Source organism: Anaplasma ovis str. Haibei (assembly GCF_002214625.1).
GTDB lineage: Bacteria > Pseudomonadota > Alphaproteobacteria > Rickettsiales > Anaplasmataceae > Anaplasma > Anaplasma ovis.
In genome coordinates this window covers 1,109,323-1,124,889 of sequence record NZ_CP015994.1, presented here as the reverse complement: position 1 = coordinate 1,124,889, position 15,567 = coordinate 1,109,323, and the positions used below count along the sequence as shown (strand labels likewise).

Here is a 15,567-nt window from a genome sequence, read left to right as displayed (position 1 = left end):
CGCCTATGATAAACATTACCACCTCTTTTCCCAAAAAGGCAGTAGCAGCGTTTCATAAGCATGTTACGGGCTCTGAGGTGGCATCGGCCATGTTCCCCGATATAGTAGAATCTATAGTTGCACTGCTTGTTGATGGAAATTTACAAGATCTCGCAACTCCAATAAGCAAAGATAGTGCTGTTGACCCGGTGACAATAGAAAGCAACACCGGGGTGGATATAATTAGGCACGATGCGGCCCACATTATGGCTAGGGCGATAAGAGAGATCTTCCCTGACACTAAGTTGGCAATAGGCCCTACTATCGAGAATGGATTCTATTATGACCTTGACCTCTCTCATAGCCTATCCGAGAAAGAATTTGAGGCCATAGAGAGAAAGATGGCAGATATTATTGCCAAAGACGAAAGGTTTGTCAGGGAAGTTTGGCCCAGGGAACGCGCGATAAAGTTCTTTGAGGGTTTGGGTGAGCGCTACAAATTGGAAATCCTATCCAAAGTTCCTGTCGGAGAGGAAATCACTGTCTACAAACACGGAGAGTTCGTGGACCTTTGCAGGGGGCCACATGCTCCATCTGCCAGGTACGTCAAAGCATTTAAACTCACCAAAATTTCCGGGGCATATTGGCTCGGAGACCAAAAAAACAAAATGTTGCAGCGCGTTTACGGCACTGCGTGGCATAGCAGCGAAGCGCTTGCGTCCTATCTACACACTATGCAAGAAGCAGAAAAGAGAGATCATAGAAAAATAGCCAAAGATTTGGGATGGTTTCACATACAAAATGAAGCGCTAGGTCAGGTGTTCTGGCATGACAAAGGGTGGACAATATACCTCATAATCGAAGAATACATAAGGCGCAAACTCAAGAAGCACGGGTATCATGAGGTAAAAACTCCGATAATGCTCGATAGAAAGCTGTGGGAAAAGTCGGGCCATTGGGAGAAGTTTAAAGAAAACATGTTCGTAGTGGAGGATGACAAGAAAGAACTCGCTATAAAGCCGATGAACTGCCCATGCCACGTGCAGATATTTAAATCGAAGATAAGAAGCTATAAGGAGCTGCCTATCCGTATGGCGGAGTTTGGTATGTGCCACAGAAACGAGCCCTCGGGTTCGCTCTACGGGCTCATGAGAGTTAGGGGGTTTACACAAGATGATGCGCACATATTCTGCACGCACGAGCAGGTTAGAGACGAAGTGCTGCAATTTTACAAGCTACTCATGGAGGTATATAGGGATTTTGGTTTCGATAGCGTCGTAGTAAAACTCTCAGATCGTCCAGAAAACAGAATAGGGTCTGATGAAATATGGGACAGATCTGAGCAATCCCTGATGGAGCCCATGGACGCATTGGGTGTGAAGTATGCGATCAACAAGGGAGAGGGTGCATTCTATGGTCCTAAGTTAGAGTTTACCCTCAAGGATTCAATAGGTAGAGAGTGGCAGTGCGGCACCGTGCAGCTGGATTTTGTACTACCAGGTAGGCTGGATGCTTACTATATGGGTGAGGATGGGAAAAAGCACACCCCAGTTATAATACACCGAGCTATTCTGGGAACTATTGAGAGGTTTATTGGAATCCTAATCGAGCATTATGCAGGCAATATTCCCGCGTGGCTTGCCCCAGTACAGCTAGAAATACTCACCGTGAGTGGGGAGGTGGAAGAATACGCACGGGGTTTGATGGAAATGGCATTACAGGAAAATGTGCGAGTAGAATTAAACTCTACAGGGGAAAACATAAGTCACAAAATACGTAAAGCCATTTTTAACAAAGTACCAATAGTATGGGTGGTGGGGAAGAGCGAAGCGAGTGACTGTTGTGTGTCAGTAAGGCGCTACGGGTCGGGTGAGACTTGTCGAATGGCGGCCGGTAAAGCGTTGAAAACGCTGTTGACTTGTGTTAGCATGCGCTAGTTTCTTTAGTTTGGGTTCGTGGGTTAAAAGTGGAGAGAAAAGGGCCGAGGATTAACGAATTAATAACCGCCAAGAAAGTTAGACTCGTTGATGAGGAAGGTTCCATGGTTGGCGTAGTCGACATAGATGAGGCTATCGCCAGGGCTCGGGAAGCGGAGCTAGATCTGGTTGAGGTAGTTAGTGAGGGGGAGTACCCAGTATGTAAGATATTCAACTACAGCAAGCAGAAGTACAACAAGAAGAAGTCTGGGGGGCCGAAGAGAGGCAGGTCTTCGTCGCTCAAAGAACTTAAGTTCAGGCTAAACATCGAGGATAACGACTATAACATCAAGCTTAATAACCTTAAGGGATTCATAGAGAAGGGCAACAAGGTTAAGGTGTCCATAAGGTTCGTTGGGCGCGAACTTCAGTATAAAGAAGTTGGGCTAGGAATTCTAGATCGCCTGGTGAATGACACTGAGGGGGTAGCTAGGCCGGAATCCTCCCCAAGAATGGATGGGAACGTGATGAGCATGGTGTTTGGTAGCAAGGGCGGCAGTAGTGGGTCGTCTTCCTCGCTGCAGTAGCGAGTTTGCACCAGTTATATTTGCTTTGGTAGGCACTAAAGTATACCCCGCGTAAGACTACTTCTTCGGAAAACGGATTGTCTTCCGAGCGCTGTCACTGATGCGTAAGTCCGATATTTCTGTGCATTGCCACGAAAACATACACACTACCTATCAGGTCGTACCTGTGCTCACTGATTTTGGAAACGCCATACAAGCTTACGATTCCAATAGCGGGATAATGCCATTAACATATCATCCAGGGCCCCGGCGCGCGGGGTAGCGACAGTATATCAGGAGTTTCCCCGTGTTATCACAATATCACGCATATCGTTACCCTCACTGGAGTAAGTTATGTTGAGCTCCAAATCAAACTTCACGCAACCACCGAGAATTCCAGGCCACTCGATAAGCACCAAATTGCCAGCCAGAACATCAAAAACACCAGCCTCCTGAACTTCTTTAACGGAAGATAGTCTATATAAATCTACGTGGTACAGAAAGAACCCACCAGGGCACTCATACTCGTGGATTATACCGAACGTGGGACTACCGAGAAAGCTGGCGCTCGACAACTCAAGAATAATCGCCCTACAAAACTCAGTCTTCCCGACGCCCAGGTCTCCACTAACAGCGACCACCATATCCCCTGCCAGGGACCTGGAAAGGGTGGCCGCCACCCCACGCAATGCATCAAGGTTAAGGTGCGGGTGATAGGAAACAGCCTTGCCCCCTCGTTGTGTAGGGGGACACATCTGTTACTTGCGATCCCCCATGAGATGCAAGAGGCTGAGAAAAATATTTATATAGTTAAAGTACAGGCTGGTTGCACCCATAACGGCCATCTTACTGGAAGTAACCTCAGAACCGTCATTAAACCGGTAGTACATATCTTTTATGCGCTGAGCATCAAAAGCTGTCATAGCAGTGAACACTACCACAGCAACCACTGATATAGCAAAATGCAACGGACCGCTTGCCATGAATATGTTCACCACTGAGGCTATTAATATTCCAACAACCCCCATAATGAGGAAAGTACCAAACTTAGATAGGTCCCTCTTGGTTGTATTGCCGTAGAACGCCATCGCACCGAACATGGCGGAGGATATAAAGAAAACCCTAGCTATGCTGTGTGCAGTATACACCATAAACATGTACGAGAGGGAAAGCCCCATCGTGGCGGCAAACCCGAAAAACACCGCAAACACCGCCTGCACACTCATGCTGTGTACCCTGGAAGAGAGAAAGAACACCATGACGATCGGAGCGAGAGACACTACCCAATGCAGCGGGGTCCCGTAAAGAACACTCATTAATCCGTGAGAAAAGGAGGTCATCAAAGCAACAACACCGGTAAGCCCCAGGGCTGCAGCCATGTAGTTATACACCTTAACCAAGTAGCTCCTGAGCCCCGCGCAGTAATAAGCGCTCTGGAACTGGGCACTGTAATCATTCATAAATTACAACCGCATCCTCTTCAAAACCATACATGCTAACACACAAACGATGCGATATCAACCAAAAATGAGTAAAATAGCAGCCAGAATAAGAGCTCCCACTCCCGTTTTTACACTTTATCAACAAACCACCAGTCAGCTATTGAGTGGTTGCCCCACTTGGTGGAGAGGGGCACCGCTGCATCCTCTAGAGGTATTCTTCGACCAAAATCTGAGCTATCTGCACTAAGTTAGATGCAGCGCCTTTCCTCAGGTTGTCAGATATTACCCACATACTCAGTCCGTAGGGTACCGTTGCATCCTCACGGATTCTAGAAATATATACTGCATCATCATCAACACAATCGATCGGGGTTACGTATTTCATGCTGCTTTCGTTGCCGAGCACAAGAACACCCGGCGCCTCGCTCAACACCTCATATGCCTCCTCAACGGAAATTGCGCTGTGAAACTCAATATTCAAGGCCTGTGAGTGACACACGAATACGGGAACCCTGACACAAGTCGCAGCAACCTTTATGTCCTCTTCCATAATCTTTTTCGTCTCAGCAGACATCTTCCATTCTTCAGTTGTGGAACCATCTTCTAAAAACTCGCCCACATGCGGAATGCAATTGAAAGATATCTGCCTGGGAAACTCGCTCGGTTCCGGCTTTTTGTTGATAAACATGGCTTTAGTCTGGTCATACAACTCAGACATCGCACCCCTTCCAGCACCGGAAACAGATTGGTATGTTGACACCACTACCCGCTTTATTCTAGCCACAGCACGCAGTGGATTAAGTGCCACCAGCATCTGCGTGGTTGAGCAGTTCGGGCTTGCAATGATATTTCTATTGGTATATGAGGCTATGGAGCCCTTATTTACTTCCGGAATAACCAGCGGAACGTCATCATCCATGCGGTAGCAGGACGAGCTATCAATAGCCACACAACCACACTGCACCGCTCTGCCGACATACCTCTCCGATACCGCATCGCTGGTAGCAAAAATGGCTAACTCAGACCCGTGGAAATCGTACTCATCCAGGCTGCCACACCGAATTTCAGAATTCTCACCATAACTCAGGCGCTTACCCGCAGATTCGGCTGAGGAAAGCGCCACTACACCATCAGCAGAGAACCCGCGTTCGCTCAGCACTTTTAGCACCAACCTCCCTACATTCCCAGTAGCTCCAACTACAGCTATACGACTCATGCTAGAAATGGAAAGACATTAGCGAACTTATGAGACCCTTGTTGTGTTCTACTGACTTCCTAAACGCGTCATCGAATGCGGCTTTGATTAGGTCTTCCACCATAAAAGCTTCGCCTTCCAGCACTGAAGGATCAACCCTTACTTCCTGAACTTTGTACTCTAAAAAGTTGGATAGCACTATCTTGACGTGCACCCTACCACCCAGCGACTGCCCGTCAAAAGACTTGGGCTCCTGGTGCACGCGAAGCTCACCAAGTTTCTTCTTTATAGCATTCTGGAGATCGAAAAACTTCTGGTCATCAAAGGGCATACAAACTACTCAGACACCAAATCATAGCAACCAACGACTGATGCGCCCTCAAAATCCCTCATCACGCCCATGACAGCCTCATCTTCTTCCGGATTGTACACCTTGTTATGAGTGTTGACACCATTTTTTTTCATGTGCTCAGCACAGTGCTCGCTGTCGGCCGCCCGTTGGTCGGAGGTACCCTCACTGGTTGCACCCTGGCCAGGGCCGGCACCCTCGTTACTTGTGCCCCCTACGGCATGGGATTCCAACTCCGGTGTTCCGTAGCTATATGTGGTTGCACCCTCAACTTTTTTTTTAACGGTGTTCATCAGAGCCCCTTCCCGACTTTTAGAGAGTAGCAACTCAGCAATCTTCTGCGGAGATGGTAGATCACTGAGGTAACACAACCTTATTACCATCATTTCCCCAGCACGCTGCGCGTCATCGGCATTTTTAACCTCTTGCAACCCATGTGTTAGGGTTTGCCACACTCTGGAGAGAAACGGGGTAGAGCCGGACCTGACAGTAGACAGTAGCCCGCGCCCTAAGTCAAATTTGTGCTCCTCGTTTACCGAAGCAACGCAAAGCTCGTATACTATCAGTTGAACCCCCTCCAATATGGAAACCGGCAGGCTTTGGGAGCACAATTTCTTGAAAACTTCAAGTGCCGATGGAGCATCAGCGAGCAGGATACACTTGACTAAATCTTCGGTGAGACTCTTATCCACACATCCAAGCAGTGCTCTAACTTCGCTAACGTGAATTTTGCTTTTCGTATAGATTGCAGACTGCTCTAAGAGGAATAGGGCATTCCGCACTGATCCAGAAGCATTCTCCGCTATAAGCCGCAACCCGTCTCCATCATGTTCTATTCCTTCCTTCTTGGCAATTTCAACCAAATGAGTGAAGAGTTGATCGGTTGTAAGTTTGAATAGGTCCAGCCTGTGGCACCTTGAAGCCACGGTGACTGGAACTTTTCTAACCTCCGTTGTGGCCATGACAAACCTCACATGCTCCGCAGGGTCTTCTAAAGTCTTCAATAGGGCATTGAAGGCGCTTATGGAAAGCATGTGCACTTCATCAATGATATAAACTTTGTACCTGGATGAGGTAGGAAGGTAACTAGAGTTTTCTAACAGCACCCTGATATCGTCCACGCCCGTGTTGCTGGCCGCGTCTATCTCGATAACATCCGGGTTGGTAGAGTTTTTTATGGAAACGCACTCATGGCACGTCCCGCAGGGATCCGGGGTAGGGCCGCTAACGCAGTTAAGGCAAAGTGAGACTATCCTGGCACATGTGGTCTTGCCGACTCCGCTTGCCCCCACCATCAAGATAGGGGAGCTCAGAGAGCCGATAGTGAACGCGTTCCTTAAGATCCGCACCAGAACGTCCTGGCCCACGAGATCATCGAAGCTGCGTGGCCTGTACTTAAGAGCTAAATTCACGGCTACACTCGGAACAACAGTGGGAAGCGCAACCCAGAAAGACGACGCTACGGCTGCTTTATTTCTAACCTGACCGACTTCACGCGCAATCTGCTCGCACCGCCCCGGTTATCCTATCACAGCTCACAAAAAACTCAACTAGGTTTTAATGCCATGGCGCCGTCTTATGACTTGGTGCAAGTTATGATAAAAACCGTAACAACTCCCTAGAGACATCTATCATCCTGGCAGCAAAAGCCCATTCGTTGTCATACCAAGCAAGCACTCTAGATACACCGCCGTTATTGGTGTAAGTTTCCATAAGGTCGAAAACTGCGCTATAGGTTGTATGATTAAAATCAGACGAGACTAGCTGTTCGTCTGACGCCATAAGTACATCCGGACGAGCAGCAGCAGCCCTACATAAAGCATCATTAACAGACTCTACAGTCGTCTTAGAAGAAGAAACAAAAGCGAAGTCTACTACCGAGACATTTGGGGTAGGCACCCTAATGGAGGAGGCTGAAAGCCTACCGGATAGCTTTGGAAACAGAACCTCCAGAGCCTTGGATGCCCCAGTAGTTGTGGGAATCATAGAGAGACCGCATGCGCGGGCCCTTCTAAGGTCTTTATGGCTGCCATCCACGTGATTTTGATCATTTGTGTATGCATGCACTGTAGTTATAAATCCGCCCTCTATCCCAAAAGCCTCATCCATAGCCTTAACAACGTGGGCTGCGCAGTTCGTGGTGCATGATCCTACTGATATCACATCGTGCCCACTACTTATCTCCCCCTCATTCACGCCAAAAATTACCTGAATATCTGCACCAGCGACTGGAGCGGACACCACTACTTTTTTCACCGTACCTTTAAGATGCAGCCCGGAGGACTCCCTGTTATTAAATTTTCCCGTACATTCTAGAACTACATTCACCCCCTCTTCTTCCCATGGAATGTCCTGGGGTTGCCTTTCCTTGAAAAATTTGACGGTTTTACCACCAACCTCAAGAAGGTTACCTTCTCTTACACCAATATCATGCCCAAACCTTCCATGCACTGAATCATTCCTCAGTAGGTGCCTGTGCAGCTCCAAGCTAGAAGACCCGTTAACAGCAACCAATTCTACATTTGGGATATTATTTTCGAACAACATCCTAAATAGGCATCTCCCTATCCTACCAAGGCCGTTTATACCAATCCTGAGCATGAAAACCCACAAAACTTAAGCACGCACAAATCTGCCACGGTTGCAAGGTTTACGCAATTGATTCGTACTATGTCCTGCAGCAAGTTTAGTTGCTACCACATCAGAAACCATATTTACACAAAGTTTACACAATTCACCGCTGTAAGCCATGTGATAACGGCTCTAGAATGGGATATGCAACACTCCAATCGTGTACAAACCCCGTTATAAAGCAAAATAGGCCTTCACAATTGGTAATTGTGCAAAAACTATGGTTTTCAACCCGAAAGACAAAGAATTTAAAATTTTAGTTTGGTCATAAAATAGGCCTTCATATTACATCCCCCCCACCTTACTTACTCGTAAATATGTAAAAATCTTATAATTTATGCTAAAATTTACGTGTACGTTGTTGAGGTTCGCAACATGACGCTATCACTTAGCATCCCAAGAAAGATGCTGAAAATAGAAAGGCTTAATTATATCCGACAATGTTGTTCGATATTCACGCTCCTGATAACGACAACGATGTTCATTTTGCTTGCGCTCTCCCAGGCAGGCTTACTTTCTGGGCTGGGTGCATCCGCAGTGAATTTCTGGACAGCCATGGAGTTCCTAACAGGCCTCACCGCATCTTTGGGTGTTATATGTGGTCTTATCTTGGTGTTCAAGATAGAAAGGGAAAAACGCAAAATACGGCAGAGGATTGAGCTTGAGACCAGGCGCATGGGCTTGCAAAGTAAAATATCCTTGGAAAGGTTAGATAGAAAGCCGCTGGACAAAGCGTCAGACTTCATGGAGGCACATGCGAATAAAGTAGAACTCGCTGCTTCCATGCTCTTTACCACCGTGCACCTAATTGGTTTGGGGGTCCTCCTATATTCCGGGCTCTCTCTATCCGGCCATATTAAGGTCGGGGGTATGGGTGTAACCCAGATCACTGACATGGTAGTCAACGCTCTGTTCTTCTCGTCAGCCTTGATGTTCGCAGTTTCCTTCTGGATAATCCACAGGAACAAACCAGCTTGCTCGAAAAATGTTGCACATCAGGCTAGGTTGACAGTATTATACCTGTGCGGAAACTTCCTGCTCTTCGGGGGGAAGATCGTACTAGCGATGGAGTCCGTTGGTAAAGTTACGGCTGCTCCTTTGTCCTCCGGGGGAACATTTCCAGTAGGTTGGGCTCTGCGTGTCGTTGGGATTTTACTGGTCCTGACAAGCGTCGTTATGATGCTCACCGCCAACCACGAGAAGTGTTCGCAGTTGAGGCGGATGGTGGAAAGCGGGGAAGGAACAGAGCGGCTAGCGATGTTGTCTACCCACGAGATAAGATCTTGCTTTGGCTACCAGGAGTGCCGCCTGTCAAGGTAGGAGTGGGGGTTAGGTTATGAATTGCGCGGTGTTGCTGTCTGGGTGCGGCCACATGGATGGCTCCGAGATACGCGAGTCGGTGTTAGTGCTGCTTGAGCTAGACAGGCTAGGAGTTAAGTTTCAGTGCTGCGCACCTGACGTCCAGCAACACGATGTGGTAAATCACGCGTCAAAATCCACGGAGAGCCAAGCAAGGAACATCCTTGTTGAGTCCGCTAGAATTGCCCGCGGGGAAGTTGTTAACATAGAAAAGGTGAATGTGCCTGAGTTTGACATGCTTATAGTCCCCGGAGGGTTCGGTGTCGCCAAGAATTTCTCCAACCTAATTTCCCAAAACGGGCCTGTAAGCGTTGTTGATAGCGTTAAGGACCTTATTCGTGGGTTCCATCGGGCAAGAAAGGCAATTGGCGGCGTATGTATAGCCCCAGCGGTTATAGCTGCGGCCTTGGGTGAGTTAGTGAAGGTGAAAGTCACACTTGGAGATGATACAGACGGGATAATATCCAGATGTGGAGGGGAGCACGTTGTGTGTCCTACTGATGGATTTGTTGTAGATGAAAAAAACATGGTTTTCTCTTGCTCGGCGTACATGCGCGAGGATAGGCTACACAAAATACACTTGGGTATACAAAAAATGGTTGAGGGTATGGTTAAGTTCTGTGGTAGTAAATGATGAGCAGGGTTTTGTCTGGTGTTCTTGAAGCTAGACGTCGAGCTTTATCCTCCGCTCTAAAGACCTCATTCTGTTAAATGCCATTAGGATACCTAGCATTATACTAGTAGAGACAAGTGAAGACCCGCCGTAGCTGAGGAACGGTAGTGCAACGCCTGTTGTGGGTAGCAAGTTTAGCGCAACCCCGACGTTAATCATAAACTGGGATGAAAACTGAAAGAAGAGACCAGAAGCCGATAATAGTTTGAATAGGTCACTCTCACTGTACGCAAAAAACCATGCCCTGGTGGCTATGTATCCGAGAACAAACAGGATCAGCATACATAATATTGCACCGAACTCCTCCGCGGCGACGGAGAATATGAAGTCGGTGTGGCAGTCTGGAAGTAGTAGTTTGACCACCCCTTCCCCCGGGCCCGCACCTAGTATTTTACCGGCTTTAAATGACCTTATGGAGTTCCATACTTGAAAGTGATCGTGGTTTGTTGGATCAAAGAAGGTCAGAACCCGCTCTCTGGTGTATGGAAACAAAAACAGGTAAAGCAGTACTCCTGCCAGGAAAAAGGCCGCAATCGCAAGTATTGATAAGTAAGATATACCATACACAAACAGCTGGCTTCCCCAGATCAAAGAAAACATAATAAACATACTCAGATCTGGTTGTAACAAAAGTAGTGAAACTAAGCTTATGTAAATGGCCGCAGAGGCTATATATCTCGTCTTTCTCTCTGTTTTACACAGAATCCAGGCATTCACAACAGAAAAAACTGTCTTCGCAAACTCGGATGGTTGAATTGATAGGCCGAGGAAGAAAAACCACCTTTTAGAGCCCTTTACCCCTACTCCCCAAAACGCTATATAAACCAAAAGGATTATGCACACAAAAAGTAGTAGGAAAGAGGTAGCTATGATGAGCCGCTCGTTCATCATGGAATACACCACTACTATACTGAGCGCTATACATAGATACGTAAGATGCCGAAGTAGAAAATAGTCCTTTGGCAGCATAACCCTGCTTTCAATTACCGGCCCGGCAGAGGAAATAAGCGTAAGACTTATAACCGATATAGTAAAAAAGGAGAGAAGGAGCGGCTTATCTACGGATCTGTACCACCGGTTAAAAAACACGCCTAGTAAGCGAAATAGGTCGACTATGTCAACCCCTAAACGCATTCCTTGCATCTTAAACCGAAGACTCTAGCCATATCAAGAGAGAGGTCAAGCCTCTCCCAGGAAAAGCTTTCCCCTGGATTGCGACCAAAGTGCCCATAGCATGATGTAGGCCCGTAAATCTGCTTAAATAGCGATAGGTGGTCACAGATACCGCTTATGGAAAGATCTACATTTTCCTCTACGTACTTCTCGATACACTCATTATGAACCACACCTGTTCCCAGGGTGTTGATGCTAAAGGTCAGGGGTGTAGGCACCCCTATGGCGTAAGACATCTGAACCAGACACTCAGTAGCCAGCCCGGCATGTACCACGTTTTTGGCTATGTATCTTGCCATGTATGCTGCGGACCTATCAACCTTACTGGGGTCCTTACCCGAAAAGGCGCCCCCACCGTGCGGTACATGCCCACCGTAGGTGTCTACCATAATCTTCCTCCCAGTCATCCCAGAATCACCTACAGGGCCTCCAACAACGAACCTACCGGTCGGGTTGACGAGGAAGTCTTCATCCTTGCACATCCAGCCCTCTGGAATCGCAGCAACAAAGTGCGGATACACCAGATTTCTAACGTCCTGCTGGGTCATACCTTCCTCATGCTGGATGGACAGCACCGCCCTTAAAACCTTTACTGGCCTGCGGTTTGCGTATAGTAGCGTGATTTCGGTTTTAGCATCTGGCCCCAACCCTGATATTCTACCTCTACTTATGGCCGAGGCGATATTTTTCAGTACAAGGTGTGAGTAGAAGATTGGTGCGGGTAGAAGAGAATATGTCTCATCCACCGCGTAACCATACATCACTCCCTGGTCACCAGCGCCCTTCTTTCTTCTCCCTGTGTTTACACCGAGAATTATATCTGGAGATTGCTCGTGTATTAGTATCGAAATTTTTATCGTGTTCCAGTGAAACCCAGAAAGGCTATACCCTATTTCCCTAACCGTGCTTCGTACCACATCTTCAATTACCCCTGTGTCCACATCTACGCCGCAGACCTCCCCAGCCACAACTACATTATCCCGGGTAACCAGCGTCTCCACCGCAACATGGGCGTATGGGTTTTTTGCCATAAAATGGTCTAACACCTCGTCCGAGATCCGGTCGGCCATTTTATCCGGGTGGCCTTGAGATACTGACTCACTAGTGAGAAAGTAATTCCCGCCCGAATTATCTAGATAAAACACACTGGTAAATGAAGAAGAAGCTCTTAGGATGATACATAAAAATCTAACCAGATACAAATCGCTAATGTTGTCAATGGGGTTCTCAGCAATCTATTGACTTAGAAAACCAAATATGCAAGCCTCTTCTCCGGGTGTCCGTAGCTCAGTTGGACAAGAGCAGCAGCCTTCTAAGCTGCGGGTCAGGGGTTCGAGTCCCTTCGGGCACGCCAGGTTTTACGGGTTATCCCATGGTTAGCTACTACGACGTGGTCATTCTCGGAGGAGGAGTAAGCGGCATTCTGGGAGGAATTGGACTTACAGAGCGCGGTATAGGAGTGGCTGTCATTGAACACAGAGACAACATACTAAGCAATTTGGATCATAGAGTTTTCGCAATTTCTAAAAGATCCAAGGACATCCTCGACCGATTTGGAATATGGAAGGAAGGCGGGAACTGCTGCCCTATAGAGGATATACTAATTTTCGATGGTAACAGCAGCTCTACAGTCCACTACAACCATAAACTAGTGGGAAATGATCCAATGGGATATGTAATTAGCGGGAAAGAGCTATCCCTAATGCTGCAGTGCAAGGCACACAAGTTCAACCATATAACCTCTACTTCCTACAGCACAACCGAGGTCAGGGATGGATTTATCGAAACTTCGCTACTAGATGGAAGAAAAACTTCAAGTAGGCTTGTGATCTGCGCTGAAGGAAGGGGGTCAAGATTCCTCAGAAAGTCACATATCAGAACCCTAAGGTATGATTATAGGCAGAGCTGCATCACTTGTAATGTACAACATGAACGACACCATCGTAACATAGCAATTGAGCATTTCTTTCAAGGGGGGCCACTTGCAATTCTCCCAATGTATGGAGGATACCACTCGTCAATCGTGTGGACCGAGAAACCCGAAATAGCTCAAATGCTGCTGCGGCTCCCAGTCAAAGAATTCGAAATCGAGCTTTATAGGAAATGTGGAGAACACACAGGGTATATAGAGATCAGTGGGCACAGGTCTTGTCACCAAATTTCAATGGTGTTGGCTGAGAGGCAATATTCAAAGCGCTCCCTTTTGGTGGGTGATGCACTACATTCCATACATCCAGTTGCTGGGCAGGGGTTGAATATCGGTATACGGGACGTGGAAGCGGTGGTAGAAATACTAGGTGAGTATCACTCGTTAGGGTCAGACATAGGCCAGGAGTTCATTTTGGAAGAGATAGAAAAACGCAGGTCGCTTGACAATTATTCCATGGCCGCAATCACCACGGCAATAAATTCGATTTTCTCTAGTACCTCAATAATACCAAAAGTAGTCAGAAGTGTGGCTATGTCTATTGTGGAAATGTCCCCCTATATCAAGAAGAAACTTATAGCCCATGCTATGGGTGTAAGTACAATATATTGATATATCTACGCTATTTTCGGTTTTTGAACTCTATCGCGCTTTGTATAAACTCATCAATCTGGTAGTTTATTTTGATGAGAAACGCCTTTTTGAGAGAAGTGAGGTCATCACTGGACATTTTACCTTCCGATGTCGAAACCGCCCCCCAAATATCTTGAAGTATCTCATCAACTGCACCAATTATTTTACTTCTCACATTGTCGGCCCCGGCCACATTGGCCCTCACACTGGTTCTTGCTAGTACCGACTTACTCGATCTTATACCTGAGACACAACAATCCCTACAGAAACGTAGCACTAAAACCGGAAGCCTCTTCCATTCTAGATTCCATATAGAATACTGAAGTGCGAAAGTTCCCCCCATAACTAGAAATACCTTAAACCCCCTTCCGAAAGATATCATCTCCCGGTTGTAGTAGTACCACTTAAATATTGAATATACACGGGTGTATAAATTTATCGGATCTTTGAATAAAAAAAAGCTAGACCACCCGTCGTGTAGCATTACAAAAGAAACCGAGAAGATGTATACGTAGATAATGAGGAAGAAAAACCTAACGACAATCCTATCAAAATTGCATATTAGGTAGGAAAGCATCATGAATCTTAAAATAGACACACACTACCCATTGGAAAATTCAGGAAGAAAGAGCTGGGATGGGAGGGATCGAACCTCCGAATGACGGTACCAAAAACCGCTGCCTTACCGCTTGGCTACATCCCAAATGAAACGACCATGTACCGCGGCATCATGGTAATGAAAAATAGTGAAAATGCAATGAAAAACAAGAAAAATCTAACGTTCAGTAAAGCGCACAATCCGAAATAAATTTCTTGTTAAAGCATCCTTTTCGTATCATCATCACCGTCAATGGTGGTTATCGCAAGATGACGTGGATTTCCAAAATATAATTAGGAAGTTAGATGACTATTGGAAGGGTTACGGTTGCGCCATTATGCATCCGTACACCTCCGAGCTGGGAGCTGGAACGCTTCATCCAGCAACTTCAATTTCTGTCCTCTCCGGAAGGGAAACCATGGTCGCATATGTGCAGCCAGTTATCAGGCCTTCAGACGGTAGGTATGGAAAAAACCCAAATAGATTGTATCAACACCACCAATACCAAGTTATCGTTCAACCATCTAGAAATACGCTTATTGACGACTATCTAACAAGCCTTGAAGTAATTGGCATCTCAAAAAACGACTTTGACATTCGGTTTATTGAAGACGATTGGGAAAACCCTAGTATAGGAGCTTCAGGACTTGGTTGGGAAGTATCCTGTAATGGTATGGAAATTACGCAATTCACCTACATGCAACAGGTAGGAGGAGTAGAGTGTGTTACCATCCCCGGTGAGATTGCCTATGGGCTCGAGAGAATCGCAATGGTACTACAAGATGTTGATAGCGTTTACGAGCTTACTTGGGATGATACTGGAGTAAAGTACGGTGATATATTTCTTGCTAGAGAAAAGGAATTTTCCACTCTCTCCTTTGAGTATTATGACATCGAATTTCTACTTTCCAGATTTGAAAACAGTGAAAAGATGTGCTCCCTTATGGTTGAAAAAAATCTACCTCTTGCTGGATACGATTTTTGCATCCAGGCAAGCCATGTACTTAACATAATAGAGTCACGTGGTGTAATCGGGGTGAATGAGCGGGCTTCCTACATTCTAAGAGTTAGAAAAATGGCGAACATGTGCTGTGAGTCCTATATAAAACTGTATAGAGCGGCTTAG

General features: G+C 46.6%; 15 protein-coding genes, 2 tRNA genes and 1 other RNA gene. 7 read left to right on the top strand and 11 right to left on the bottom strand.

Translation table 11 applies throughout. The annotated features are described in order from the left end of the window. Nucleotides 1-5: 5 nt before the first annotated feature. Entirely contained in the window at nt 6-1,916 is a 1,911-nt protein-coding gene (thrS, locus tag AOV_RS04810; RefSeq protein WP_075139291.1) for a threonine--tRNA ligase, read from the top strand. 29 nt (nt 1,917-1,945) lie between these two features. Continuing rightward, nucleotides 1,946-2,482 carry a translation initiation factor IF-3 gene (infC, locus tag AOV_RS04805; RefSeq protein WP_075139292.1) on the top strand — a complete coding sequence of 179 codons (537 nt, stop codon included), beginning with the start codon at nt 1,946-1,948 and terminating at the stop codon, nt 2,480-2,482. A gap of 272 nt (nt 2,483-2,754) precedes the next feature. On the opposite strand, the gene tsaE is transcribed toward infC, so the two are convergent. The 7 genes from tsaE to gap all read right to left on the bottom strand — a co-directional run bounded on the left by tsaE (nt 2,755) and on the right by gap (nt 8,048). Then, a complete protein-coding gene (gene tsaE / locus AOV_RS04800; RefSeq protein ID WP_075139293.1) occupies nt 2,755-3,216 on the bottom strand; it encodes a tRNA (adenosine(37)-N6)-threonylcarbamoyltransferase complex ATPase subunit type 1 TsaE in 462 nt (153 codons plus the stop codon). A gap of 3 nt (nt 3,217-3,219) precedes the next feature. Then, nucleotides 3,220-3,921: a Bax inhibitor-1/YccA family protein gene (locus AOV_RS04795; protein WP_075139294.1), complete on the bottom strand. Its 702-nt coding sequence runs from the start codon at nt 3,919-3,921 to the stop codon at nt 3,220-3,222. 187 nt (nt 3,922-4,108) lie between these two features. Further along, entirely contained in the window at nt 4,109-5,119 is a 1,011-nt protein-coding gene (locus AOV_RS04790; RefSeq protein WP_075139295.1) for an aspartate-semialdehyde dehydrogenase, read from the bottom strand. Nucleotide 5,120: 1 nt separating this feature from the next. Beyond that, on the bottom strand, nt 5,121-5,429 hold the full coding sequence (locus AOV_RS04785) for a YbaB/EbfC family nucleoid-associated protein (protein ID WP_075139296.1): 309 nt from the start codon (nt 5,427-5,429) through the stop codon (nt 5,121-5,123). Nucleotides 5,430-5,434: 5 nt separating this feature from the next. Continuing rightward, nucleotides 5,435-6,859, bottom strand: coding sequence for a DNA polymerase III subunit gamma/tau (gene dnaX, locus AOV_RS04780; RefSeq protein ID WP_075139548.1), 1,425 nt, complete (start codon nt 6,857-6,859; stop codon nt 5,435-5,437). An 11-nt stretch (nt 6,860-6,870) separates the two neighbouring features. Continuing rightward, nucleotides 6,871-6,969, bottom strand: an RNA gene (ffs, locus tag AOV_RS04775) — signal recognition particle sRNA small type. Nucleotides 6,970-7,040: 71 nt separating this feature from the next. Then, nucleotides 7,041-8,048, bottom strand: a complete 1,008-nt coding sequence (gap, locus tag AOV_RS04770; RefSeq protein WP_075139297.1) for a type I glyceraldehyde-3-phosphate dehydrogenase — start codon at nt 8,046-8,048, stop codon at nt 7,041-7,043. A gap of 381 nt (nt 8,049-8,429) precedes the next feature. Between gap and AOV_RS04765 the strand changes: the two genes are divergently transcribed. Further along, the gene (locus AOV_RS04765) at nt 8,430-9,398 is read left to right on the top strand and encodes a hypothetical protein (RefSeq protein WP_233497147.1); all 969 of its coding nucleotides are present in this window, start codon (nt 8,430-8,432) and stop codon (nt 9,396-9,398) included. 16 nt (nt 9,399-9,414) lie between these two features. Further along, nucleotides 9,415-10,071, top strand: a complete 657-nt coding sequence (elbB, locus tag AOV_RS04760; RefSeq protein WP_075139299.1) for an isoprenoid biosynthesis glyoxalase ElbB — start codon at nt 9,415-9,417, stop codon at nt 10,069-10,071. 30 nt (nt 10,072-10,101) lie between these two features. Here elbB and AOV_RS04755 read toward each other — a convergent pair whose 3' ends face one another. Both AOV_RS04755 and metK read right to left on the bottom strand, forming a co-directional pair. After that, nucleotides 10,102-11,244: an FtsW/RodA/SpoVE family cell cycle protein gene (locus tag AOV_RS04755; RefSeq protein ID WP_233497146.1), complete on the bottom strand. Its 1,143-nt coding sequence runs from the start codon at nt 11,242-11,244 to the stop codon at nt 10,102-10,104. After that, nucleotides 11,235-12,428, bottom strand: a complete 1,194-nt coding sequence (gene metK / locus AOV_RS04750) for a methionine adenosyltransferase (RefSeq protein WP_075139301.1) — start codon at nt 12,426-12,428, stop codon at nt 11,235-11,237. The genes AOV_RS04755 and metK overlap by 10 nt, the downstream gene beginning before the upstream one ends. Before the next feature lie 131 nt (nt 12,429-12,559). On the opposite strand from metK, the gene AOV_RS04745 reads away from it, so the two are divergent. Next, nucleotides 12,560-12,637 (top strand) — tRNA-Arg (locus AOV_RS04745). An 18-nt stretch (nt 12,638-12,655) separates the two neighbouring features. Then, a complete protein-coding gene (locus AOV_RS04740) occupies nt 12,656-13,822 on the top strand; it encodes an FAD-dependent monooxygenase (protein WP_075139302.1) in 1,167 nt (388 codons plus the stop codon). Between the two features lie 10 nt (nt 13,823-13,832). On the opposite strand, the gene AOV_RS04735 is transcribed toward AOV_RS04740, so the two are convergent. Both AOV_RS04735 and AOV_RS04730 read right to left on the bottom strand, forming a co-directional pair. Continuing rightward, nucleotides 13,833-14,441 (bottom strand): hypothetical protein, encoded by a 609-nt coding sequence (locus AOV_RS04735; protein ID WP_117374493.1) that lies wholly within the window; start codon nt 14,439-14,441, stop codon nt 13,833-13,835. Nucleotides 14,442-14,474: 33 nt separating this feature from the next. After that, nucleotides 14,475-14,546 (bottom strand) — tRNA-Gln (locus tag AOV_RS04730). A gap of 169 nt (nt 14,547-14,715) precedes the next feature. Here AOV_RS04730 and AOV_RS04725 point away from each other — a divergent pair. Further along, nucleotides 14,716-15,567 carry a glycine--tRNA ligase subunit alpha gene (locus tag AOV_RS04725; protein ID WP_075139304.1) on the top strand — a complete coding sequence of 284 codons (852 nt, stop codon included), beginning with the start codon at nt 14,716-14,718 and terminating at the stop codon, nt 15,565-15,567.